This is a genomic window from Candidatus Zymogenus saltonus, assembly GCA_016929395.1.
Lineage (GTDB): Bacteria > Desulfobacterota > Zymogenia > Zymogenales > Zymogenaceae > Zymogenus > Zymogenus saltonus.
On the sequence record JAFGIX010000023.1, the window covers coordinates 1 to 24,819 of the forward strand.

The following is a 24,819-nucleotide window of genomic DNA, read 5'->3' on the forward strand; positions in this document are numbered from 1 at the left end:
AGCGAAGCCTTTTTCTTAAAAGGCGAGCGACGAAGCAATCGGGTGGAATCAATTACTCGATTGGGAATCCACTATACTGTCATTCCCGACTTGATCGGGAATCCAGATCGATATTAAAGGGGCGGTGGGGGGGTGGGGGGGCCGGTTTTCTATTAGGGGGGGCGGCCCCCTTTTTCTTGACTTTCTTGCTTAATTATTGTAAAAGGATTGTAACAGATTTATAGATATGTAATCGGGGGTGAAGGTTTTCAGTGTCATCGCGAGGAAATTTTGTAAAAAAATTCGACGAAGCAATCACGTTTTTAAAATTTTCAGGTTAAAGTAATGGACAATCCAATTGTTATTTCAATTCTTTTATTCATTGCTGGTGTGCTAGTTGCGATCTTATTATATCTGATGGGCTCAAAAAAACAAACGGATGATCACGATGAACTAAAAAAAGAAATAAGAGAACTAAAACTTGCATTAGAAAGGATTACAAAGGATGTGCCAATACAATTAGACCCCGCCAACCCTCCCAAGTTAACCGAAGAGGATTCAGAGATACTCGATGAAATAGACGAAGCCAGAGAGGAAATAGTTCCCATCGCGGACCTTGGAGAGTTAATCAAATTTGGAAACCTTGAGTACTCAAAAAGCAATTACGACAGTGCATTTTACTATTATAAGGTTGCATTAGAGAGGGCGAAAGAGAGCGGCGATGAAGAGGCCAAGGCCGCCGCTCTCGGAAATATTGGACTTATATATAAAGACAAAGGCGAGCCGGACAAAGCTCTGAAATACCACGAGGATGCCTTAAAAATTCACAAAGAGACCGGATACAAACAGGGACAGGCAAACCAGCTCGGAAATATTGGACTTATATATCAAAACAAAGGCGAGCCGGACAAAGCTCTGAAATACCACGAGGATGCATTAAAAATTCACAAAGAAATCGGATATAAACAGGGAGAAGCAAACCAGCTCGGAAATATCGGGCTTATATATCAAAACAAAGGCGAGCTCGACAAAGCTCTGAAATACCACGAGGATGCATTAAAAATTGATAAGGAAATAGGACATAAACTGGGACAAGCAAGTGATCTCGGAAATATTGGACTTATATATCAAGACAAAGGCGAGCCGGACAAAGCTCTGAAATATTTGAGGGAATCTCTAACAATCTTTGAGGAGACAGGAATAGTTTATCAAAAAGATATCGCAATCAATGCCATCGCCGAAATTGAAGCCGAACTGAAAAAGAAAAAGAAAAAGTAGCCCCCCCTAAATCACCCCCATAGCCTTGCCCCGCCGCGGAAACAACACTAACTGCGCCGCCTCGTCCGTGTCGTCGCGAAGCACCGGGTATTTCCCCGTAAAGCAGGCGTTGCAGAACTTCAGGCCCGTCTTGTCCACGCTCTCCATCATCCCCTCTATGGTGAGGTATTTGAGCGAGTCCACGCCTATAAACTCGCCGATCTCGTCGATTGTGTTCTTCGACGCGATGAGCTCGTCCCTCGTCGGCGTGTCGATGCCGTAGTAGCAGGAGTGGGTGGTCGGCGGGGAGCTTATCCGCATGTGTATCTCCTTGGCCCCCGCGCTCCTGATCATCCCGATGATCTTCTTTGACGTTGTGCCGCGGACGATCGAGTCGTCGATCACCACGACCTTCTTGCCCTTCAGCTCGTGGTGCACCGGGTTCAGCTTGATCTTAACGCCGAAGTGACGAATGCCGTCTGACGGCTCGATGAAGGTCCTTCCGACGTAGTGGTTTCTTATAAGCCCGAACTCGAAGGGGATTTTAGCGGCCTGGGAGTAGCCGACCGCCGCCGGAACCCCGGAGTCCGGCACGGGCAGGACGAGGTCGGCCTCGATATCGTCCTCCTGGGCGAGCTTCGCCCCGAGGAGCTTTCTTATCGTGTAGACGTTCTGGCCGAAGACGATGCTGTCGGGCCGGGCGAAGTAGATATACTCGAATATGCAGAAGGAGTGCTCCTTCTTCGGCAGCGTCATGTGGGAGTGGACGCCCTTCTCGTTTATGATGAGGATCTCTCCCGGTTCCACGTCTCTTATGTACCTCGCCTCGATGAGGTCAAGGGCGCACGTCTCGGACGCCACGACGAAAGAGCCGTCGAGCTCCCCCAGTACAAGGGGCCGAAAGCCGTGCGGGTCTCTTACGGCGATCAGGTTTCCCTCGGTGAGGATGACGAGGGAGTAGGAGCCCAAGATCTGGTTTAGGGCCAGGGTCAGACGCTCCACGAGGGAGCCGACCTTGATGGATGCCAAGACGTGGACGATCACCTCGGTATCCATCGTGGACTGGAAGATCGAGCCGTTCTCCTCCAGCGCCTTTCTGATCCTCCCGGCGTTGACGAGGTTGCCGTTGTGGGCGATGGCAAGCCCCCCACGCCTGTCGTTCACGACGAAGGGCTGGGCGTTCTCCAAGGTCCCGCCGTAGGTGGAGTACCTGACGTGGCCGATGGCGGACCTCCCTGGGAGATCGGCCAGGGTCTCTTCGTCGAAGATGTCATTAACAAGCCCAAGGCTCCTGTGGACGTAGAAGCGTTTCTTCTCCTGATCGAAGGAGACTATGCCGGCGCTCTCCTGCCCCCTGTGCTGGAGGGCGTAGAGGCCGAGGTAGGAGAGGTTGCTCGCCTCGTCCTTTCCGTAGATTCCGAATACGCCGCATTCCTCGCGAAACTTATCCATTTCAATAAACCTGCGAATGAAGGGTTGACTATCTAATATCTAATCAAATGCCTGAATATCATAATGGACTTCATTTAGCCGAACTATAAACCGCCCTATTGAGAGAACACCCGGTTGAATATGAAGTCTGTGTGCCTCACATAGAATCGAGGGTCGAATACGTCCTCGATGTCTTCCGTTTTCAGGCGCTCCTTTATCTTGTCATCCACCTTGACCAGATCGATGAACCTCGCCTTTCCCTCCCAGGCGCGCTTCGCCATACTTTGGACTACCTCGTAGGCCTCCTCCCTCGTCATGCCGGAGTCGATTAGTTTTAACAGAAGTCTCTGGGAGTAGACGAGGCCGCCGGTGGATTCGAGGTTTTCCCTCATCCTATCCGGGAAGACCACGAGCTTGTCTATCACGCCGGTTATCCTCGTCAGCATGAAATCGAGGAGGATTGTGGAGTCCGGGGCGATGACCCGCTCCACCGAGGAGTGGCTGATGTCCCGCTCGTGCCATAGGGGGACGTTCTCCATTGCCGCCAGGCTGTTTGACCTGACGAGCCTTGCCAAGCCCGTCACATTCTCCGTCAGGATCGGGTTTCTCTTGTGGGGCATCGCGGACGAGCCCTTTTGTCCGGGAGAAAAATACTCCATCGCCTCTAAGACCTCGGTTCTCTGGAGATGCCTGATCTCTATCGCGAACTTCTCCACCGACGAGGCGATAATGGCGAGCGTAGTGAAAAACTGGGCGTGCCTGTCGCGCTGGACGACCTGGGTCGAGGCGGGGGCGGGCGTAAGTCCCAGCTTTTCCATCACCCTCTCCTCCAGCTCAGGCTCGATGTTGGCGAAGGTCCCCACCGCCCCCGAGAGCTTGCCGCAGCTTATCGTCTCCTTGGCGGCTAACATCCTCTCTTTGTTTCGCCTCATCTCGTCGTACCAGACGGCGAGCTTGTGGCCGAAGCTTATCGGCTCCGCGTGCACCCCGTGGGAGCGGCCTATCATTACCGTTTCCTTGAACTCGAAGGCCCTCCTCTTTAAAACCTCGAGGAGTTTATCTATATCGCCGATCAGGATGTCTGAGGCCTCTTTAAGGAGCAGGGCGAGGGAGGTGTCGAGAATGTCGGAAGAGGTTAGGCCCATGTGGATGAAACGGGAGGACGGCCCCACATATTCCGCCACATTTGTGAGAAAGGCGATGACGTCGTGCTTGGTGACCGCCTCGATCTTGTCTATCCCCTCGATGTCGAACCGCGCCTTCTCCACGATTGCCTTGAGGTCTTCGGCGGGGATCTTTCCCATCTCGGCCTGCGCCTCGCACGCCGCGATCTCGATCTGAAGCCACGTCTCGAATTTCCTCTTCGGCTCCCAGATGATCCCCATCTCGGGCCGGGTGTAGCGCTCTATCATATTTTTAAAGGATATTGTGAAAAGAAGTTATATTATACGCCTTTTTTTCTCATCTTTCCACAATAAACTTGTTACTAAAATCTTTTTATTTTTTGATGGCTTTATCAGGAAATAAACCGGTTTTTTAAGGGACATGGCGGTTTTTAAAGCCCCTAATTTGTGATATAGTCGATTATATGAAGAAACGGTTTCTGAAAAAAGTGTCCGATGCGATCGACACGCACGGTATGATCGATTCCGGCGATCACGTTGTCTGCGCCGTATCCGGGGGCGCGGACTCGACGGCCCTCCTCTACGCCCTCTATTATCTCAGGGGAAAATATGACATTACTATCTCGGCCGCTCACGTAAACCACGGTCTCAGGGGTGAGGAGGCGAGGAGGGACCAAAATCACGCGAGACGCCTTGCAGAGGATCTCGGTCTCGAATTTCACCTGAAGGATGCGGACGTGAAAGGGTATGCTTCCATAGGAAGGCTGAGCGTTCAGGAGGCGGGGCGGGAGGTTCGCGACGCATTCTTCAGGGAGATCGTCGAGAGATACGGCGGGGCGAAGGTCGCCACGGGACACACGAAAACCGACAACGGCGAGACCTACCTGATGCGCCTTATTGTCGGCGCCGGGTTGGAGGGGCTGTCCGGCATCCCGCCGATAAACGGCTTCTATATCCGGCCGCTTATCGCCGTATCGAGGGGGGAGGCCGAGGAGTTCCTGGATGAGATCGGGGTAGATTACGTGACCGACTCCTCGAACTTAGAGAACAAGTACCTGAGAAATATCATCAGAAACGAGATAATCCCGATACTCAGGGAGGTGAATCCAAACGTCGAGGAGAGCCTTGCGGAGACGGCGGCTGAGTATCGGCGCCTTTTCGAGACGGTAAGGGAGGAGGTTAACGCCTTCATGGAGAAAAACCTCGAAGGTAACTCCCTTCCCGTCGACGCCTTAAATAGTCTCCCAGAGGGACTCAAGGGGGAGGCGGTAAAGGAGCTGATCTTTAGAAACGCCGAAGACATGGAAAAGCCCCTTCGCCTGACGAGGCGCCACATCGAGGCCGTCCTCGGCATCGTCCGGGGGATTTCGAGGGGGGAGAGGGCGGTGGACCTCCCGGGCGGGCTTACGGCTGTAAGGAGTTACGGCAGACTCTCGGTCGTAAAGGCGGGGAGGAGTGGCGAAGGGACGGACGCGGTTTACTCTATCGAGATACCGGGGAGGACCGAAATTCCCCGGCTCAACCTTAAAATAGTCTCCGCCGTCGAGACAGGGGCCGAAACCGACATCGGCGATGACAAGAACCCCGTCATCTTCGACATGGACAGGCTGAAGTCTCCGCTCACTCTCAGAACGAGGAGGGACGGAGACCGGTTTTATCCGGCGGGCATGAAGGGCTCGAAGAAGGTGAAGGACTTCTTCATAGATATTAAAATTCCCAGAAGCAAGAGGGACAAAGTTCCTATCCTCCTCTCCGGGGGCGATATTATCTGGATAGTCGGGCACAGGGCTGACGGGCGGTTTGTCGCAAATGAAGGCACAAAGAGACGGCTTAAGATAAACTTTTCCCCTTTGTCATAGTGGAGGGCCTATTCGATTTTGGGGACATCATCGTAATTGTCTTCTTCAATTATGCCCCCGCCCGGCCATCCCAGCATCAACAGAAGGCCCGCCATAAAAAGGAGGGAAATAAACGCAAAGCCAATAATTATCTGGATACGCTCGTCCCAAGCATAGAAGATGTTTACTATTACGGTAATCCCATTCAAGAACAGGTAAAACCCCAGAAGAAAGATGCCCGCCGCCTGCCTTACCACCTCCCGATTTACAGCGCCGATAATAATAAGCGCTCCGGCGCCGAACGACAGAGCCACCTTTAGGAAATACATTTCTTTCACCGAGGGAATAAAGACCGACAGGCCCTCGGCAATAAGCCAGAGGCCCAGCCCCAAAAAACCGAGTTTCAAGAAATCGTCCTTGATCTTCCCGATCAACTTGATAATCATGACGAGGCCGACAACTATGCCGAATAAGGCCGTCAGGTAGAGTAAGAGGAAAAACACCGATCTGAAGCCGGTGAAGTTTATGAATGACAACAAAGCCCTGGAGACGCAGTAGATCCCCAGGGAAACAAATACCGTCTTTTCGCTCAACGTCTCCGGCGATCTTATCTTTGAAAATGCCTCTTGGATATCCATAGATATTGCTTGACTTTAAGCTTCAAGGGGAAGAGACCCCCGGGCCGACGGCTGCCGGCCCGGATTGCCTAAGTTTTAGATAAAAAGGACGATTTCCCTAACGCTCGATCAGGATGAAGATGCCGGCCACTATCGCCAGGATCGGCGCCACGATCCCGCCGACTCCCAAAGCGGGCATGAAAGATACGCCGGTAACTATCAGAAAAATACCCAGAAGGAGCCTGCCGATGTTTTTTAACACCTTCTTCCAGTTCAGGGCGATCAGGATCAGGATGCCGGCTGCAATGGCGAGGACCATCATGATCTCATTGGACCCCAGGAAACCGAAGTTAAAGAGCTGAAAGAGCCCTGCGAGGATCAGCCAAATGCCCAGAAGGAGCATCCCTATCTCTTCGATCCCCCTGACCCTCCCCAGGGCGATGATTATAACCGCACCTGTCACAATGCAGTATATATTCAGCACCGTCTCCATCCCTGGGATCCTCATGTAAATAAACGTCAGCGCCCCGAGAATGATAAGGAGAATGCCCAGAAGAAGCATCCCCGTTTTTTTACTGATTGCCACAATTTACCTCCTTAAAAAAATGGCAAATTAAGCCTGATAATGCTTTTCTATTGCAATACGCCTCTTGAAACATCTCAAATCAGCCACGCCCAAGAATTGAATCCGCGGTATGCTGTCATTCCCAACTTGATTGGGAATCCAGATAGATATTTTACTGGATTCCCGCTTTTGCGGTAATGACATGTGCTTCTTAGGCTTCGGTCTTGACCCAGCTTTTCACTGACAAGCAGGAGCTTGTCAGTGCCACCCATCACACAAACACCAACCGCTCTGGATTCCCGTTTGCACGGGAATGACATGTCAATCGAGCCCCCCTCCACCTGCCAAGGAAATGACATGTACCAGACTACCCACCCCCTCACCCTGCAACATCCGCACCTAAAGAGATAATACCAGAATCGGCCAAAAAAGCAACCTCAAAAAAGGGGGAGATTACGACTCTATATACGATATCGTGGCGTTGGGGATCACCCCGGCCCTCGTCCCGGGGCCGAACCTCCCCTTTAGGTGTTCCATCGCCTCGTCCCAGCTCTTGGCCCAGGTTATAACCTCCGGGTTTCGCACCCAGTCGGCGAAGTTTTTGTCCAGATACGGCGCCACGACAACAACGTCGATATTTTCGCCGATCCCTCCTATCGGATAGTGTCTCCCGCCGTAGTCCCTGCCAAAGCTCCGCTGGAAGTAGTGGGGAACCTGCCCCTCGGGGGCGTTGGCTATGACCATCACCGTCCCGGAAGATCGGCCGAGGGCCATCTCCCCCAGGCGCAGGGCGATGAACATCTCGTTGGCCTTGGCAAACGCGTTGGCGATGACAACTTCCCTCCCCTCGGGAGCGGGGTCGAGGGCGTAGACCCCCTTGGCGAGCCTCACCGCCTCCGCGTGCTCCGCGAGAAAGTCCCCGGCGAAAAGGGCCGTGGTCTCACCTCTCCCGTTTACTACGGCGTCCACCTTGAAGTCGAGCCTGGCCATCGCGGCCGCCTCCTCGATCTCCATTCGCATTACGTTCTTGTCGAAATTGCCTAAGCCCGTCGTCTCCGGGGCCGTGTCGTGGATTTCGATGTGGTAGTGGGCGGCGCTGTCTATGTGGGAGACTCCGGGAAGCAATATCTTTCCGCCGCCCGAAAACCCGACGTTGGCATGGGCGGTCACGCAGCCGATGCCTATCCTGACGTCCGCCTCCATCACCTCCCTGTTCACCATGAGCCTCGTTCCCCTCTTAGTCTCGCCCACGTAGACGCAGTTCTCGTAGGCGTTGTGATTGAAGACGCGAAACCTCTCCAGTATCCCGGCGCCCAGCTTCTTCCTGAACTCGTGGGAGGTGTGGGCGCCGTGGTTTCCGAGGGCGCAGACAAAGGTGATCTCCTCCTCGTCGATCCCGCCGGCGGTAAGCTCCTTTATCACTATCGGCGCTATCTCGTAGACCCTGGTGGGACGGGTGATGTCATCGAATATGATAACGGCGCTCTTCTTTCCTCTCGCTATATCCCTGAGCCTCGCCGAGCCGATCGGCGCTTTTATCCGCTCCTCCATCTCGGATGCCGTCATCGGCCTTTCGGCCGCGCCCCGCATCGGGTGGAGCGTGACGTCCCAGTCGTTCGGAAGCTCGATCTCTACGGTCCTGTTTCCGTACCAGATAAGCTCGCCAAGCCCTATCTTCATACCCATTTTCCTCACAAAACTCCATCAGGGATTAAGAAAGATTTCCACCCCGCCCTATCCCTTCTTGTACACCTCGTCCGGATTGAAGACGAGCTCCCCCTCCTCGATCAACCCGCCGCCCTCCAACCTCCTGTAGAAGCAGGAGCGGTGCCCCGTGTGGCACGCCGCCCCTCCCACCTGCTCCACCTTGATTAGAACCGTGTCCTCGTCGCAGTCGACGTAGATCTCCACCACCCTCTGGACATGGCCGGAAGTCTCCCCCTTCTTCCACAGCTTGTTCCTCGTGCGGCTGAAGTAGACCACCTCCCCATCCTTCAGCGTCCTCTCCCAAGACTCCGGACTCAAGAACCCGAGCATCAGGACTTCTCCCGTCTCGTGATCCTGAATCACCGCCGGGACAAGCCCGTCAAACTTTTTGAAATCGAGCTCTACCACAGATCCCCCTTGAAAAGCCTTAAAGTATGTACAGCCCTTTTTAACATTGGAGGCTCGGAAATACAAGGATTTTCAGCATATTTAGAAAACCAAGCGGGGATAAAAGAGAAATATTTTGACACAAAAGCCCTTTCGATATAGAATTCTTAAAACCAAAAAGACCCGCACCATATTTGCTGCAAGGGAGCGATTATGAGGATTGCCGAGACCGGGAGGATAAGCGATGTCCTGCCGGACGAGTTTATGGAGAGGAAGGAGTTTTACAAACGCTCCCTCGACCTCTTTCTCCTGATGATAGAGGCCCAGCCGGTAAATCCTCCAGCCTGGGGGCACATCGGGCTGCTCCTCTATGAGCTGGGGCGATTCGACAAGAGCCTCGGTTACTTCGCGATGATAAACGAGGTCGAGCCGAACAACGCCGTGGCGCTGGACGCCAGGGGGTTCATCGAAATGGAGCGGGGGAACTTTAAATCGGCCGTCTCTCACTTCGAGAGGGTGGTGGAGATTAGCCCGAAAAGACACGATGTGGCGTCAGACCTGGCCCTCTGTCTCTACCACGTTGGTAGATACGACGACCTGAGGTCGCTCCTCGATGCCTCGGTGGGTAAAATGATGGGGGTAAAGGAATATTTCCTCTTAGGGAAGAGCGCCGACGCCCTGGGCGAGGAGTCGTCCGCCCACTACAAAAAGTGCATCGACCTCTACACGGCTCCCGCCGGCCCCGTCCGCGAGGCCCAGTACGCTTGCTTAAACGCCATGAGGGGGGCCGCCCTCTCCATGACAGGTGACGGAAAGGATAAAAGCGGGGAGGTAAAGAAGGCCTTTATGGAGGCGGCGCGGCGCGCGGGCCTCACCGACCCGGACAGGATGATCCTCTCAGCCTTCGACCTGACCTTCAAGGCGAGGGGGAAGTTTATTCGAGAGATAAAGGATCACATTTCAAGGTTAGATGGGTAAAGAGGCTTTAGTTGAACCTGCCGAGACGCGGGGGCGGGTTTAATGTAGGCCCGGCTGGATTTTCTGCGGACTTCGATGTCGCCCTAAAGATGCGAAGCGGTCCCCCGGCGCTTCGATTAGTATTCAACCCTGTCCCTGGGTTCCCCGCCCAAGTGCGAACAAAGCCCCGGCCGCCGAAACGAAGCTTGACTTAAAAGGGCAAAGGATGGGATGGTCGAGAAAGTTTTTTTAAGGGCACGGCCGGCCGAGGGGAAACCGCCCGTCCCCGCCTTTATAATCCCTTCGATCGAGGACGGCGCCCGGCCCCGGTTCCAGGCCGATCGGAGACTTATTACGCCGCATCAATTTGCGTTTAGAGTTTCTGCAGGCTCCGAAATGTCCGGGGAATTTGAGGCAACAGGCAGGTTGCGGAAATTCGACATTCTTGAAACGTCAGGCGGCCACCCCAATAAATAGACGACCCGACTTCTTTAATAAACCGACAGCCCCCCAATAAACAGACGATCCGGCCTTAAGCCGGGCGGGAATCTGTTGCGCCACATTACAGGGTATTTTTTTGGACAGCATCCCCCTGTTATTAACGGCGACGACCCCCCCCCAATAAATAGATGCCCCGACCCCTTTAATAAACCGACGATCCCTACCAATAAACAGATGACCCGACCCCCCGACATCAATAACAACAACCCCGACCCGCCCCGACCGATTACACCACCTTTATATCCCGGATGTTGAGCTCCGTTCCGCTCCCCCTCTCCCACTTGTTCTCCCTGAGGTTGAAGACGATGTCCACGACATCCATCCCGTTTCGCGCCATCTCCCCCTTCCCGAAGGCTATTGCGTCCCACCTGCAGTTCTTGTCCTTGAAGGCGATCTTCAGGTGGTTTTTACCCACCAGCCTCGCCTCGTTCACCACGAGCCCCCTGGCCAGAAAGAGGGGCTCCGGATTTGCGGAGCCGAAGGGCGCAAGGAGCTTCGTCTCGTGAAGGAGGTTGTATCTCTGGATGTCCGTGAGTGTTATCTCAGCATCTATCTTCAGCGCGGGGATGAAGTGGTCGTCCGTGGTCATCTCGGTGACGACCTCCTCGAACCTCTCTCTGAAAAGGTCAATCTTGTCCGCCTCGATCGCCAGCCCTGCGGCATATTTGTGCCCCCCGAATTCGATGAGCAGCGACTCGAGCTGCAATATCCCCCTGTATATATGAAACCCGGAGATGCTCCTCGCGGAGCCCTTGCCCATCCCGTCCATGAGGGAGACCATGATCGTGGGGCGGTAGTAGCGGTCCACAAGCCTCGACGCCACGATCCCCACAACGCCCGGGTGCCAGTTGTTCGAGGCAAGCACTATGGAGCGTCGATCGTCGAGGATGCCGTCCCTGTCGATGATCTCTATCGCCTCGTTTAAGACCTCCTCCTCCATAATCTGTCTTTTGCTGTTCTCGATCTCGATACTCTGGGCGATGGAAAGGGCCTGGGCGGGATCGTTTGTGGTCAAGAGCCTCACGCTGTCCATGGCGCTTCCGATCCTTCCCGAAGCATTCAGCCTCGGGGCGAGGCGAAAGCTCACCGTTCCCGTGCTTATGTTATCCTTTTTCACACCGGAGACCTCCCTCAAGGCGACGATGCCCGGGCGGTGGTCTTCCGTAAGCTCGACCAGTCCGTACCTGACAAACAGCCTGTTTTCTCCCGTCAGGGGGACGATGTCGGCTATGGTGCCCAGGGCCACGAGGTCGAGGTATCTTTTGAGATTCGGAAGTTCCTCGACGAAGAGTCCCCTGTCTCTCATCTCCTTTCTTAACGCGATGAGAAAATTGTACGCGATCCCGACCCCGGCAAGGCTCTTGGTAGGGAATCTGCAGTCGGCCCTCTTAGGATTCAGGACCGCATCGGCTTTCGGCATCACCTCCGGCACCTCATGGTGGTCAGTGACGATCACCTCCATCCCCAGCGACTTTGCGAGGGCTATCTCGTCGACGTTGGAGATGCCGCAGTCGACGGTAAAGATGAGATCGGCCCCCTTCTCCTTCATGTTGCGGACGCTGTCGGCCCTCAGGCCGTACCCCTCGCCTACCCTCTCGGGGATGTAGTAATTCGCATCTATCCCGACGGCCTTGAGAAACAGGACGATTATCGAGACCGCCGTAACCCCGTCCACGTCGTAGTCGCCGAAAACCCAGATATTCTTTCTCGAAACAATAGCCTCGATCATAATCTTAACCGCCCTGTCCATGTCGGCCATCAGATAAGTATCGGGAAATTGCGAGAGGTCTGGAAAGAGGAATTCATGGGCGTCATAGGCATCCGTGATGTCCCTGTTCAAGAGAAGCCTCGAGGTCACCTCGGAGATTTCAAGGTCATACAATCTTTTGAGGTCATCTTTAAGGCCATAGACCGTATCGTCGCTCTGATCGGCCCGGTCCCATTTATATTCAATAGGCATGTAGTTGAGACTCATATTAAAATTATAGTTGAACAGAGGGGTCAAGTCAACAATAACACCGCTATCGGATAAAAAAAGGATACATATTTTATCCGCTTTTTTTCTTCGGATTTGTCAAAGGGCGAAGGCCGGTTTTCGCGGCGGCCCCTTATTCTGAAAAAAAACTTGACTTGTCACACTGCGGTGGTAAAATCGAAATATGTAAAGAAATGTAATAACATATAATAGGATGGGGATGTGAGTGTTAATAAAGCTATTCTTGTTGGGAATCTTGGATCGGACCCAGAGGTAAGGTATACGCCAAGCGGCAGACCCGTAGCCACCTTCAGCATCGCCACAAACGAGAAGTGGACGGACAAAAACACCGGCGAAAAACAGGAGAGGACCGAATGGCATCGAATCGTGGCTTGGGGCAGGCTCGGCGAGATATGCGGGGAATATCTGTCCAAGGGAAAGCAGATCTACATTGAAGGCAGAATCCAGACGCGCTCGTGGGAAGACCGGGACGGCAACAGGCGGTATACCACCGAGATCGTCGCCCAGACCATGCAGATGCTGGGCAGACGGGGAGAAACAGGCGATTTCAACGAGGGGGGGGGAAGGGATTTCGACGACGGGGGGGATGTACCCCCGATTCATGAAGGTCCCACGGGCCCCGATGACGACGATATCCCCTTTTAGTTCACGATATGACAAAACCCTTCGCATTAATCCAGAGTGAGCTGGAAGAAGTAGAAGCAGAAATACGGAGAAATATATACTCCGAGGTGAATCTCATCCCAGAGATAGTGAAGCATATCATGTTTTCCGGGGGGAAGAGGTTTCGGCCGGCTCTTCTGATTTTATGTTCAAGGCTCTTTAAAAACGAGAACAACAGGAAGTCCATTTCCCTCGCGGGGGTAATAGAGCTCGTTCACACCGCCACGCTGCTTCACGACGACGTGGTGGACAGCGCCGAATTAAGAAGGGGAGTGGAGTCAGCCAATATACTGTGGGGCAACCAGACGAGCATCCTCGTGGGCGATTTCCTTATATCCCAGGCCTTCTCCATGATGGTGGAGGTGGGAGACTTAAGGATCCTCGACATAGTCTCCCTGACTACAAAAAAGATGACCGAGGGAGAAATGTTTCAGATCGCCCTTGAAAATGCATTGAACATAACCGAGGAGCAGTATCTCAAGCTCATCCACAACAAAACCGCCGTACTGATCGCCTCGGCCTGCAGGATAGGGGCACTTTTGGGCGGAACGGAAAAATCGAACGAGGAAAAGCTGGCAAAATTCGGCGAGGGGGTGGGCATGGCGTTCCAGATAGTGGATGACGTCCTCGATTATTCCTCCGACCTGAAAGAGGTGGGTAAACCGGTCGGAAACGACCTGGCGGAACAGAAGGCGACCCTCCCCTTGATATTCTCCCTTTTGAAAATGAGCGACGGGGAGAGAGATAAAACGGCAGAGATTTTTTTCGCCGACAAAAAAAGCGAAGAAGACTTCAGCTACATTTTCGGCATCGTAAAACAACACGGCGGAATAGAATATTCCATGAAAAAGGCCAAGTCCTTTACCGAAAGCGCGAAAGAGGAGCTGGTGGATTTTCCCGATTCCGAGGAAAAACAGGCACTTTTTGATCTCGCGGACTACGTAATAGAGAGAAGGGCTTAAAACACCGGCGGCGGTTGGCGATTGGATATATCTTGGATCAGGGGGAGTAGGCAAGATTTTTGGGGGGGCCGGGCAGGATTTGAATTGAGGGGGCCGGGCAAGACTTTGATTTGGGGGGGCAAGATTTTTTAGGGGGCGGGCAAGACTTGGACCGAGGGGAGGCCGGGCACACCCTGGAATTAGGAGCGGTTGGATACCTCTTGAAATAGGAAGCAATCAAAAACCGTCTGCATTGAGAAGCGGTTGGTTGTCCCTTACATTGAAGAGGAGATAAATAACCCTTGCATTAAGGGAAGATAAGAAACACCCTTTATCGACCGAAAACTCCCGAAATTATGGAATCAAACGTCCCAACAGCAGAATCCGTCATTATAGAAATATACAGGGCCCAAAAAGGAAGGACCATGTACCCCGAGGGTCACCCATCGCTGAAGAAGTCCTACGAAAACGCATATAGTGTCCTGCAGAGGTTTCTGGAAAGCGAGCGGGAGCTGGACATCTCTTTAAAAAAGGAAGGACTGTTCAACAAGGATTTCCCCTTAAACAAGGGAAACGAGGTAATAAAGCATCTCACTCAAGATATGAACATGAAGAGTGTATCAAACCTCACCTTCAAAAACGGTTTGACGCTCGAGGAGTTCAATTCATTTATGAACCTCTTTGCAATGGAACACAGCCAGTTCAGGGAGGCCGGCGGGGCAATAAAGCTTTTCAGCGAAAATGGAATAAAGCTGATAACGGTAAAAGAGGCGGCCTTCGACGGGCTTATAAAGGAGGGGTACGCGGAAGAAGGAGCCGAGGAAATCGGCGAGGCCGAGGAAGAAGTCAAAGTCGACATCGAGATGCCCGAAGAGATCGAGGAGGAGGAAGAAGAGGACAAGGAGCTGGTTGAAGAGATAGAACGCCTGATAATGCTTCTGGTCAAAGAGACAAACCCGAACAGAATCAAAAAGATTCTTATCAACATCATAAAGCTCGCAGGCGAGCTCACCGCCCAGGAGAAGATCGATTACGCCCTGAAGCTGCTTACCGCGGTATCCAAGGAAGCTCACCCGAGGAGGAGACGCCCCAAGGAAATTCAGCAGATGTGCGTCAAAACGGTGAGAAAATGCGCAACCGAAAAAGTCATCAAGGGCGCTCTGGATAACTTCGGGAAAAAGGATGAAAAGCTCAGGAATGAGCTTGGAATACTGATTAAGGTCATAGGAGATGAGACCATTACGCCCGCCCTGGAATTATTGATCGAAAGCGAGGACTCCTTTATAAGGCGAAACCTCATCAAGCTCATAGTAAGCTTCGGAGAGATGGCGAGACCCAAGGTGGAGATACTCCTCTTCGACAACAGATGGTTCGTTGTGAGAAACATGGCCAATATATTGGGGGAGATAAAGAGCGAGAAATCCCTGAACTCCCTGTCTAGGGTAATGAATCACGACGAGATCAGGGTACAGAGGGAGGTAATCAAGGCGCTGACAAAAATCGGCGGAAAGAACGTAACTATTTTTTTCCTCCGAATGCTGGAGAACGCCCCGCAGCAGCTCGCCTTTATCCTGATCAATTCGCTGGGCGCCCTCGGTGATGCAATGGCCGTAGAACCCCTTGTAAACATTGCAACAACGAGGGACATGTTTTACAGGAACTTCGAGATCAGGAGGGAGGCGATTAATTCCCTCGCGAGGCTCGGCAGCAAGGATTCTATGGACGCCCTGGGGAAGATCCTTCTAAAGGGCGAGTTTCTCGGGGGAATCAGAAATGAAGAGTTGAGAATAACAGCGGCCAAGGCGCTGGGCAAACTCGGGGGAGAAAAGGCCATCGGATTTTTATTTAAGGCCGCCAAGAAGCGTAACAGTAACATTAAAAGGGCTTCGTTGGCCGCGCTAAAGGCGCTCGGTGTTGAAATATGAACGATAAAGTAGACGAAAAAAAGACTAAAGAGCTTTTCATCAATACGATGAAATTCATGGGCGGGGCCCTGTCCAGCTTGAAGCTGTATCCCGAGACACACCCGTCCGTTACAAAAACCATAGACGAGCTCTACGCGGCCCTGCAAAAACTAATCGGGGATAAAAACCGTATAGTCATCGCCGTCACAAGAAATATCCCTGTCCTGGACGGCGTCCCGGTATACGAGAGCAACGTTCATCTCCAGTCCTTTACCAAGCTTATTCAAGATAAAGGGATTGAGCTGATTATTATTAAATCCTCACTGAAAAGGAAGGAGCTTGCGCCCTTCATCGAGCTTGTAAATAAGAAACCTGAAGATGTTGAAACGGAAGATCTGAATTTCCTGCTGGAGAAGAAGGAAGTCAGAAGCATCCTGATAAAAGACATAAATTTCACGGAAAGCGCCAGAGAGACCTACTTTTCAGCAATAGACGCGATCGAAAAGACGCTGGACGATATAAGGATGGGCAACAAGATCAACGTATTCGAAAACAAACGGGCGGTAAAGGGCATTGTCAACAGCATCTTGATAGACAAGAGCGTTCTCCTCTCCCTCTCCATGATAAAAAATTTCAACGACTACCTCTTCTCCCACTCCGTAAACGTCTGTATAATAGCCTCGGCCCTCGCCGAGGAGATCGGCTTCAACGACGAAGAAATCAATGAAATTGGGCTCGGAGGACTCCTGCACGATATAGGCAAACTGAAAACCCCCAAGACCGTCCTCCTGAAACCTGGAAAGCTCAACGATCAAGAATGGAAGGTGATGAGGCAGCACCCCTCATTAGGTTTCGAGCTGATTTACGGTCTGAAAGGGATAGACAAGAAGATCGCAAGGATGGTCTACGAGCATCACATGAGGCCCAACGTCAAGGGATACCCGAAGCCAAAGGAGAACTCCAAGCCGATAGCGGAGAGCCAGATAATCGCCATAGCCGATACCTACGACGCATGCACAACCTTAAGACCCTACCAGAATCCCCTCTCGCCGGCGGAAGCCATGGCGAAGATGAAAAAGATGACCAAGGAGACGGGGGATTTCAACATGGAGTACCTGGAAGTCTTTTTCAACATGATGGGCCTATATCCGATAGGAACGGCCGTCAGGCTCGACACCAACGAGCTGGCCCTCGTATCCAGATATACCCAGAAACGAAAAATACCGATAGTCAAAATCTTCATGAGCCGTGAGGGAAAAATCATCGATGAGCCGAAGGAGGTCGATCTCAACGACAAGAACATCGACACCGGAAAACCGCTCCGCTCCATAATCTCAGAGGTGGATATACTCGCCAGAAATATCGACCCTACCGTGATTCTCGCAAAGTAGAACCGCATCACTATAGGGGGTGACACAACCCATGCGCCCATAGATGGGAAAAGTGCCCCGGCGGCCTTGGGCAATTTGCCTCAACATACAACCGACACGGCCAGTAAATCCATAAATGGGAAAGATGTCTTGGTGGTCTTGGGTAAATCACCTTGTCATTTGGCCGGACAATCAATGCATCTTCGGTCGTTTTTGTTTAACAAAAACTCTACAGGGTATACACGTCCGAATGATTGACTCCGGCATATTATATGTAGATTCGCCTCGCCCCTTCACGCCACTATCAATCGCGTTATGCGGTGTAAGAGTTGATTTGCGGTCTCGAAAAAACCGCATTACCGCCTCGTTCAAACCCCGGGGCAATACCGGCAATTTGAGGTAAAAGAATTTTTCTTTGAAAAAAAATCAGGCACGTTTGTTTGATTCAAGCCGAACAGGATTTGGATCGAATCTGCGACATCGACAAAGGCAGGAGTGTTTCTTGCGACATCGATACCATGACATCCCGATATTCTTTTGGTATTTAATATTGAAACGCAACGACTGCGCCACTTGAACAGCGCTTGATATTAAAGAAACAATGGCGAAGGTGTGATAGATATCTTAGATATGATAACTACGGTGAGACAACAACATCGGTAAACAACCGCCCCCATAACGACCGCCCCCCTTAATAATCCCCCCCCCACACAATCCCGACCCCCTGTTACAATACCGACCGACCCCTCCGTCAGTTAAAAAAACGCCTCTCATTCTATAGGATATAATTCCCCGACAGCCCCTTAAATATCGAGCTCCCCCAGCGCCCAGCACGCGGCCCTTCTTATTCTCGGTTCTTCGTCCTGGAGGAGGGAGATCAGAAGCCCTTCCACCTCATTTTGTTTCAGCTTGCCCAGCACCATTATAATAGACTCGTCTAACTCCTTGTCCCCCGAGGGGAGGATTTTCATCAATATCTTTGCGATCCCCGGATCACCGATCCTGCCCAAGGACTCAACCGCTTGAATCTTGGCGAGAACGTTGTTTACCTTGAGGACGTTCAAGAGGGCCGGAATGGCCTTCCTGCTCTCGATCTCGCCCATGGCCCTGATAGCCGCTATCTTCAGGTCATCCTCGTCGTGCTGGAGGGAGTATATAAGGGGCACCAGGGCCTTTTCGTTCTTCATCCTTGAAAGGGAATAAATATAGCGAAGCTTGTCCGTTTTTATTGCGGATTTAAATTTTGCGACAATATCGGGAAGCTCCATCAAACCCTCGAGTTTCAGGAGGGCGTCCGAAGCGTTACTCTTTACACCCTTGTCTTCATCCTTCAACGCCTTTGCCAACGCTTTTCTTCTTTCCTCAATCATTTTTCCCCGTTCAAATCTGAATATGAAGGTATAATTCCTCTGCCGTCGGCGGTAACAATAGCCCTTTCGACCGCCTTCAACAGGGCTGTCTCCGCCAGCATCCCCAGCGTATTAATCCCCACGCCTTGCCCTCCCCTAAGGGAGAGGGTGATGGCGACGTCTCCGTCGAAGGTGGAGTGAAACGGTGAGATGACCTTTCCGAGAGAGGTCTGCGCCATCTGGGCCATCTTGATAGCGCCCTGTTTATCGATGGCCGCGTTTGTGGCGAGGACGGCAAGGGTCGTATTCTGACCCGGCGGCATCTTTCTGTCCTCGCCCTCCCTGAGCCTCTTCGAGGTATTGATAAGGCGTTTGGGATTTTCCGGGTCTCTCGCCCCTGCCAGTATTTCGCCGGTTTTTCGGTCGAGGACATCGCCGAAAGCGTTTACGACAACGAGCGCCCCGACCACGATATTATCTGAACCCCCCTTCGGGCGGAACGACTCGCTTGCAGTGCCCACACCGCCCTTCATGGCGAAGGCGGTGGTGTTGAGCTTTCCCACCGAGGCTCCCGTCCCTGCCCCGACGCTCCCCTGGTCGACGGGACCTCCCTTTGCGTTCACAGCAGCCCTGTATCCCATCTCCTCGTCGGGGCGCACCCTGGGGTTGCCGATCCCGAGGTCGAAGATTATGGCCGAAGGGACGATAGGTATTTTTACGTAGAAGACGTCGATTCCGATCCCCTTCTCTTCGAGGTATCTCATCACTCCGCCGGAGGCGGAAAGTCCGAAGGCGCTCCCGCCCGCCAGCGTAACGGCGTGAACCACCCCCGCCACGTGAAGCGGTGAGAGGGAATCCACCTGCCTCGTTCCAGCCGCGGTGCCGCGGATATCTATCCCTCCCACGGCCCCCGACTCCGTCAAAATAGCCGTTACCCCGGTCATCGCATCGAAGTCCTGAGCGTGCCCTACCTTGACTCCCGGCACATCTGTTATTGCATCCGAATAAATCATTCTATATTTTATACTTATTGACGGCTTTCGGTCAAGAAAATAAAAACCGGGGCCGACCTCGACCCCATTTAAACAGCCCTATTCCACAACGATTCCTCACATCATGCCGAAATATAGATCGAAGAGGATCCCCCCGAAAAATACGGCCGCCACCGCTCCAATGGACAGAAACGGGCCGAATGGAACCTTCGTCTTTCTGTCCCCCTTGTCTCTAAGGGTCAGGACAATACCGAAGATCGATCCCAGGATGCTCCCCACAACGAGTGTAAAGATAACCCCCTCAATCCCCAGAAAGGCCCCTATCATCGCCAGGAGCTTGACGTCCCCCATCCCCATTCCCTCGGTCCTCGTCAAGAGGTAGTAAAAAACGGCGATCAGGGCCAAAATCCCCCCGCCGAAGACGATCCCCAAGAGAGAGGCCTTCCAGGGGAGGCGGGAACTGAAAAAGGAATAGGCGAAAAATACCACGATCCCGGGAAGGGATATCTCGTTCGGAATTATCTGATAGTCGAGATCGATAAGGGAAACGACGATAAGGGAGGCGCAAAAAACATAGCTGAACAGAAACTCCAAAGTCAACCCCAGCTTGTACATCAACAGGGCCGCCAGGACGCCGCTCATAATCTCGACCGCGGGATAGCGCCATGAGATCACAGCATTGCAGTTTCTGCATCTCCCTCTCAAGATAATAAAGCTCAGAACGGGTATATTGTCGTAGAAGGCGATCCTATTCCCGCACGACGGACAGGAGGAGGGGGGCGTTACGATCGACCGCTCCCTCGGCATCCTGTAGATACATACGTTGAGGAAGCTTCCTATCATAAGGCCGAGGATAAATGCACAAGTGATATAGAAACAGGCAGGAATCATATATCTCAATAAAAAAATGAAGGCACAAGGACGGAGATGAGGCCGTAGATGAAAATCACCAGTCCCAGAACCGCAAGGAGACTCCCGGCAAGGGAGACAAATCGATCCTTCCGGCCGTACAAATAGAAACCGAAGAGTACGGCTAATAGGCCCAGGGGCATTGCTGCCATCTTGTTATCACCAAAAAACTCAAGCGAAATAGAGTCCGCACATCCAGAGGGAGTAAAAGACGCAGGTAACAAGTCCTAAAACGACGGCCCTCTTCTGATTTACGCCCGCTTCCGTTTCCGGGAAAACGAAAAAGATAAACGCAAAGACCGACAATGTCCAACCCACAAATCCCACACCGACGGCCAGCGACCAGAGCCTGTTCGGTCTGGCCTTGGAGCCCAATACAAACTCCACATCCTCCCTGTCCGGTCCGCCCTCCCCCTCCGACAGATGCAGGGAAAGCCAGCCGTCCGCCTCTTCGATCCTCGACTTGAAGGGCGTGAAGGGACCCCTGGCCGCATATAGGGAGCTTCTGAGTATACTTACGGCGTACACGGCCTCTTCCGTGTCGTACGCGTAGGAGCCCTCCCCTATCTCCCAGAGCTCCTCTATGGAGCGTTTTACCCAGGGGCTGAGCGGGGCATACCACTTGATCGAGCGGCCGTAATGGTTGATCGCGGAAACTTTGTCTCCCGACTTCAACGCCTCGTTGGCCCTTTTGTATTCCGCGGCGGAGCCCATGTAGACGCGCAGAAGCACCATAAGCAGGATTGCAACTATAAGCGATAAAAACGCACCGAGTCTCATCGAGTCTTTCATTTTACTTAAAATCCCTCTTGGTAAAGATTATCGAAGATAATATAAGCAGAACGGCGATATAGAGGACACCGTAAGATATTGAAAAGAGAAAATATTCAGGCCCTATGGGCAATCCGTGAACCACCTGAGGCCTTACGTTGAAGTTATCCAGATTCGGGAAGACGTAGTAGAGGGTCTTGAAGAACACCTCCAAGAAAGTACCCCTGAAGTTCGCGCTGAACTCGTACAGGTCCCTCGTCGTGTGACCTATGACGTAGACCCCCAGGGTGAACATCCCGCTCAATATCGGCGTGGAAAAAGACGAGAAAAAAATCGCGACTCCGCAGACCACCATCAGCTCCAAAAAGGTCAGGCCGATGGCGACGAAGAGTCTTATGTCGAGGCTCCCCGTTGCAAGGAAGGCGATCAGGACGAATATCAATCCCATCGCCAGCACTTCCACAAAGATTGTCAGGACGAGGCCGAAATATTTCCCGAGGAGGAACTGGAAGCGGGTGACCGGCTTTGCGACGATGGTGTATATGGTCCTCTTGTCCAGCTCCTTGTAGACCAGGCCGATGCCGACGAATATGGCGATCAGCGTCCCGAATATCGAGATCGACGCCAGACCCACGTCCTTTATTATCTTCGACTTCTGTCCGATCGTGATAATATCCATCACGGTGGACAGGGCGAGGATCAGAAGCGCAAAGAACACGATGCTGTAAAGGATCCTGTCGCGTACCGCCTCCCTGAAGGTGTTTACGGTTATGACCCACACTTTTTTTACAAAGGATGTCATTTCGATTTTCCCTTTATCTCGCTTAAAAAGAGCTCCTCAAGGGTCAACCTTATCGGCTCCACGGACTCTATGCTTATCTTGAGGGAGCGGAGGTAGTCTATGACCTCGTTGATATTTTCGGCCCCGTCAACCAGAAGCACCGTGCGGTCTTTGAGGGTCCTCTTGACCTCGGCCTTCCCCTCAATCGATTTAAGGAGATCGTGATCGAGGCCGCAGACCGTTATCTCCACAAAGCTCACCCTCTCGTTAAGCATCCGGTCTAGGTCACCCACGTCCCTTATCTTCCCGTCCACGATTATCCCGACCCTGTCGGCGATCGCCTCCACGTCCGGCAGGATGTGAGACGAGAAGACTATCGTCTTTCCCTCCCTCTTCAGTCCCTGGATTATCTCCTTGACCTCGGCCCTGCCTAAGGGGTCAAGGCCGCTCATCGGCTCGTCAAAAAAAACAAGCTCCGGGTCGTTTATCAGCGCCTGGGCGATCCCTATTCGCTGAAGCATCCCCCGGGAGAAGCGCCTCAGCGGCTCATCCGCCCTGTCTTCAAGCCCCACGCTTTTTAAGAGCCTCCTTATCCTCTCCCTCCTCACCCCCTGCGGTATCGAGAAGAGCCTCGCGAAAAAATCGAGAAACTCCACAGCAGTCAGGTAATCGTAGAAATAGGGGCTCTCGGGAAGGAATCCGATCTTCTCCTTCACCGAAATGTCGTACGGGGATTTAGAAAGTACCTCTATCTCGCCCCTGTCGGGATATATTATCCCCATGATGAGCTTCAGGGTGGTGGTCTTCCCGGAGCCGTTCGGCCCGAGATAGCCGAAGACCTCCCCCTTTTTGATGACAAGATCGACGCCGTTTAGGGCCTCGACCTTCTTCATCATAAAGCCGGTCTTGTATGCCTTGTAGATACCTCTAAGCTCTACGGCATTTTCACTCATAGTCTCCCCCCCCTGCTTTTATCTCCCTTATCCTCGCGGCCAGGATCTTCCGCAACTCCTTGTCCTTGAAATTTACATACAGGTGTTGAAGAAAGGCTATGGCCGTTTCCCTGGTTGCGCCCTCCCTTCTCAACTTTAACGCAAGGTCTTTAAGATAGGCCGGGGATTTGGGAAGCCTTGACGCCTTCTCGATGCTGTCGGCCGCGTCCTTGAAATCCCCATCGTGAAAAAAGTAGTTTATCCCCAAAACGAAGGGAAAGTACCAGTCGTTCGGGAACTCGTTCATCCCCTTGATGATGATCTTCCTGGCGTTTTCGTGCTGGTTCGCCTCGAGGTTGAGCATTAATCCCGCAAAGATATACGGAAACCTGAACTTCGGGTCGAGGGTTGTAACAAGGTCCGCCATATGGTAGAGCCACGTGTAGGTCCTGTCCGAAGTCGCGTGGGTGCCGAAATAATCGAGCATCCTGATATACAGGATATCCGCCATAACCTCATCGAACCCCAGGCTGACTATCTTCAGAACCTTGCCGGAGGGTATGTAGAGCAATTCTTCCTCATGGCTCCATGTGCTCCTCTCATCATCGATCTTGGTCTGAAGCAGAAAGACGGCACACAAAATGAGACCCGCCGTCAGCGGCAGGATCAAGCTCTTTGAGTTCTCCTTTTTAAACAAAGGCCTTTTCATTCGATATAGTCCTGAGCCGAATTACATTTCATAATATAAGATAGCAGATTGGAATTATTTTTCAAGCATTTTGTACAACACTTTTTTTTCTCTTTATCCCCCTTTTTTGCCCATGTTTTTCTGCGTGTTTCCCCGCGTGTTTCCCCGCGTGTTCCCCCGATATTTACGGAGAACAACCAAGGAGATGGAGCCCAAAAGGAGTATCCAGAAAAAGAGGATGGCCCTGTCCAGCGCCGATGCGAAGACGCCGACCTCAAATCCCGCCCCTATCTCCCCGGAGATCAGGCCCATGACGAACTCCCTCGCCACAAGCCCGCCCGGGATGAGGCTCACGACGCTTGCGAGGTTGGAAACCGGGACCATGGCAAGACCCATGAAGTAGTTCAGGTCAACGCCGAAGCGCCCGTAGGAGAGCTTTATCCTCATGGCGTCCATTGAGATCATGGTAAAATCGAGGGCGACAAGGGCGGCGAGCCTTCTTCCCCCCTCGCGGATCTTCTCCCAGCCGGAGAGAAACCTGGCCAGGCGGCTGTTTTTTACCCTCTTTGTGACAAGCTTGACGAATAAGAAGAGGACGAATATCGAGACGATGAGGAAGACGTAGACGGCCAAGGTGTAGAGGGGGAATACGCCGGAGGTGAGGGAAACAAGCATCGCGGCGAAGCACCCCGCCGTGGAAAACACGGCGGTCGTCACGGCAAAACCCGCGGTCAGGACGGCAAGGTACTCGGTTATGGGAAAATTGTGAAAACCCTTCAGGTAAAAGGCGCTCAGGGCGCTCCCTCCCCGAACCGGGAGGTAGTTCAGAAGCGAGTTGGCCTGGGCAAGCCCGAACCACTCCCTGGGTTTAAGGTCGAGTCCGAAGATCGATGTCAATACCTTGATCTTGACCCCGGAGAGGAGCTGAAAGGCGAGGATCAGAGCGCTCATCGATACGATATATGCCGGGGAGAGATCGACGAGACCGACGAAGATGTCCCAGTTTTTACGGGCAAATCTCAACCCGATAAAGAGAACGAAAATCAACAGGAGGAGGCTTATCGAGTTTATTAAAAACTCCTTCGAAATGAGCGATAGGGGCCTCTTGTCTCTCTCTTGTGCGGTCATTTTATATTGATAAGCCCCCTGACAGCCCAATA

The 24,819-nt window shown here is 52.6% G+C and carries 23 protein-coding genes; 7 read left to right on the top strand and 16 right to left on the bottom strand.

The window, feature by feature from the left end:
- Positions 1 to 324 precede the first annotated feature (324 nt).
- Positions 325 to 1,257, top strand: a complete 933-nt coding sequence (locus tag JW984_04515) for a tetratricopeptide repeat protein (GenBank protein MBN1572442.1) — start codon at positions 325 to 327, stop codon at positions 1,255 to 1,257.
- 6 nt (positions 1,258 to 1,263) lie between these two features.
- Here JW984_04515 and JW984_04520 read toward each other — a convergent pair whose 3' ends face one another.
- Together JW984_04520 and JW984_04525 are read right to left on the bottom strand one after the other, a co-directional pair.
- Complete coding sequence (locus tag JW984_04520) at positions 1,264 to 2,688, bottom strand: amidophosphoribosyltransferase (GenBank protein MBN1572443.1); 1,425 nt, start codon at positions 2,686 to 2,688, stop codon at positions 1,264 to 1,266.
- Positions 2,689 to 2,783: 95 nt separating this feature from the next.
- Positions 2,784 to 4,079, bottom strand: a complete 1,296-nt coding sequence (locus JW984_04525) for an adenylosuccinate lyase (GenBank protein ID MBN1572444.1) — start codon at positions 4,077 to 4,079, stop codon at positions 2,784 to 2,786.
- 176 nt (positions 4,080 to 4,255) lie between these two features.
- On the opposite strand from JW984_04525, the gene tilS reads away from it, so the two are divergent.
- Positions 4,256 to 5,650 carry a tRNA lysidine(34) synthetase TilS gene (tilS, locus tag JW984_04530; protein MBN1572445.1) on the top strand — a complete coding sequence of 465 codons (1,395 nt, stop codon included), beginning with the start codon at positions 4,256 to 4,258 and terminating at the stop codon, positions 5,648 to 5,650.
- A gap of 8 nt (positions 5,651 to 5,658) precedes the next feature.
- Here the strand turns inward: tilS and JW984_04535 are convergent, their stop codons facing one another.
- The 4 genes from JW984_04535 to hisI all read right to left on the bottom strand — a co-directional run bounded on the left by JW984_04535 (position 5,659) and on the right by hisI (position 8,926).
- Complete coding sequence (locus JW984_04535; protein ID MBN1572446.1) at positions 5,659 to 6,267, bottom strand: hypothetical protein; 609 nt, start codon at positions 6,265 to 6,267, stop codon at positions 5,659 to 5,661.
- 97 nt (positions 6,268 to 6,364) lie between these two features.
- Positions 6,365 to 6,565, bottom strand: a complete 201-nt coding sequence (locus tag JW984_04540; GenBank protein ID MBN1572447.1) for a hypothetical protein — start codon at positions 6,563 to 6,565, stop codon at positions 6,365 to 6,367.
- Between the two features lie 699 nt (positions 6,566 to 7,264).
- A complete protein-coding gene (locus JW984_04545; GenBank protein ID MBN1572448.1) occupies positions 7,265 to 8,491 on the bottom strand; it encodes a DUF2088 domain-containing protein in 1,227 nt (408 codons plus the stop codon).
- A 54-nt stretch (positions 8,492 to 8,545) separates the two neighbouring features.
- Positions 8,546 to 8,926: a phosphoribosyl-AMP cyclohydrolase gene (gene hisI / locus JW984_04550; GenBank protein ID MBN1572449.1), complete on the bottom strand. Its 381-nt coding sequence runs from the start codon at positions 8,924 to 8,926 to the stop codon at positions 8,546 to 8,548.
- A 192-nt stretch (positions 8,927 to 9,118) separates the two neighbouring features.
- Between hisI and JW984_04555 the strand changes: the two genes are divergently transcribed.
- Positions 9,119 to 9,883 (top strand): tetratricopeptide repeat protein, encoded by a 765-nt coding sequence (locus tag JW984_04555; GenBank protein ID MBN1572450.1) that lies wholly within the window; start codon positions 9,119 to 9,121, stop codon positions 9,881 to 9,883.
- Between the two features lie 706 nt (positions 9,884 to 10,589).
- Here JW984_04555 and recJ read toward each other — a convergent pair.
- On the bottom strand, positions 10,590 to 12,323 hold the full coding sequence (gene recJ, locus JW984_04560; protein MBN1572451.1) for a single-stranded-DNA-specific exonuclease RecJ: 1,734 nt from the start codon (positions 12,321 to 12,323) through the stop codon (positions 10,590 to 10,592).
- A gap of 237 nt (positions 12,324 to 12,560) precedes the next feature.
- Between recJ and JW984_04565 the strand changes: the two genes are divergently transcribed.
- The 4 genes from JW984_04565 (at position 12,561) to JW984_04580 (ending at position 17,258) form a co-directional block, all read left to right on the top strand.
- Positions 12,561 to 13,004, top strand: a complete 444-nt coding sequence (locus JW984_04565; protein ID MBN1572452.1) for a single-stranded DNA-binding protein — start codon at positions 12,561 to 12,563, stop codon at positions 13,002 to 13,004.
- A gap of 8 nt (positions 13,005 to 13,012) precedes the next feature.
- Positions 13,013 to 13,984, top strand: coding sequence for a polyprenyl synthetase family protein (locus JW984_04570; GenBank protein MBN1572453.1), 972 nt, complete (start codon positions 13,013 to 13,015; stop codon positions 13,982 to 13,984).
- 404 nt (positions 13,985 to 14,388) lie between these two features.
- Entirely contained in the window at positions 14,389 to 15,888 is a 1,500-nt protein-coding gene (locus JW984_04575; protein ID MBN1572454.1) for a HEAT repeat domain-containing protein, read from the top strand.
- A complete protein-coding gene (locus JW984_04580) occupies positions 15,885 to 17,258 on the top strand; it encodes an HD domain-containing protein (protein ID MBN1572455.1) in 1,374 nt (457 codons plus the stop codon). Before JW984_04575 ends, JW984_04580 begins: the two co-directional genes overlap by 4 nt.
- Positions 17,259 to 18,040: 782 nt before the next feature.
- Here JW984_04580 and JW984_04585 read toward each other — a convergent pair.
- The 9 genes from JW984_04585 to JW984_04625 form a co-directional block, all read right to left on the bottom strand.
- A complete protein-coding gene (locus JW984_04585; GenBank protein MBN1572456.1) occupies positions 18,041 to 18,607 on the bottom strand; it encodes a HEAT repeat domain-containing protein in 567 nt (188 codons plus the stop codon).
- On the bottom strand, positions 18,604 to 19,599 hold the full coding sequence (locus JW984_04590; GenBank protein MBN1572457.1) for a P1 family peptidase: 996 nt from the start codon (positions 19,597 to 19,599) through the stop codon (positions 18,604 to 18,606). Before JW984_04590 ends, JW984_04585 begins: the two co-directional genes overlap by 4 nt.
- Positions 19,600 to 19,695: 96 nt before the next feature.
- A complete protein-coding gene (locus JW984_04595) occupies positions 19,696 to 20,469 on the bottom strand; it encodes a prepilin peptidase (GenBank protein ID MBN1572458.1) in 774 nt (257 codons plus the stop codon).
- Between the two features lie 5 nt (positions 20,470 to 20,474).
- Positions 20,475 to 20,639, bottom strand: a complete 165-nt coding sequence (locus JW984_04600; protein ID MBN1572459.1) for a hypothetical protein — start codon at positions 20,637 to 20,639, stop codon at positions 20,475 to 20,477.
- A gap of 19 nt (positions 20,640 to 20,658) precedes the next feature.
- Positions 20,659 to 21,279, bottom strand: a complete 621-nt coding sequence (locus tag JW984_04605) for a hypothetical protein (protein MBN1572460.1) — start codon at positions 21,277 to 21,279, stop codon at positions 20,659 to 20,661.
- 1 nt (position 21,280) lies between these two features.
- A complete protein-coding gene (locus JW984_04610; protein MBN1572461.1) occupies positions 21,281 to 22,060 on the bottom strand; it encodes an ABC transporter permease in 780 nt (259 codons plus the stop codon).
- Positions 22,057 to 22,992: an ABC transporter ATP-binding protein gene (locus JW984_04615; GenBank protein ID MBN1572462.1), complete on the bottom strand. Its 936-nt coding sequence runs from the start codon at positions 22,990 to 22,992 to the stop codon at positions 22,057 to 22,059. The genes JW984_04610 and JW984_04615 overlap by 4 nt, the downstream gene beginning before the upstream one ends.
- On the bottom strand, positions 22,985 to 23,680 hold the full coding sequence (locus tag JW984_04620; GenBank protein MBN1572463.1) for a hypothetical protein: 696 nt from the start codon (positions 23,678 to 23,680) through the stop codon (positions 22,985 to 22,987). Before JW984_04620 ends, JW984_04615 begins: the two co-directional genes overlap by 8 nt.
- A gap of 93 nt (positions 23,681 to 23,773) precedes the next feature.
- Positions 23,774 to 24,787, bottom strand: coding sequence for a flippase-like domain-containing protein (locus JW984_04625; protein MBN1572464.1), 1,014 nt, complete (start codon positions 24,785 to 24,787; stop codon positions 23,774 to 23,776).
- Positions 24,788 to 24,819 lie beyond the last annotated feature (32 nt).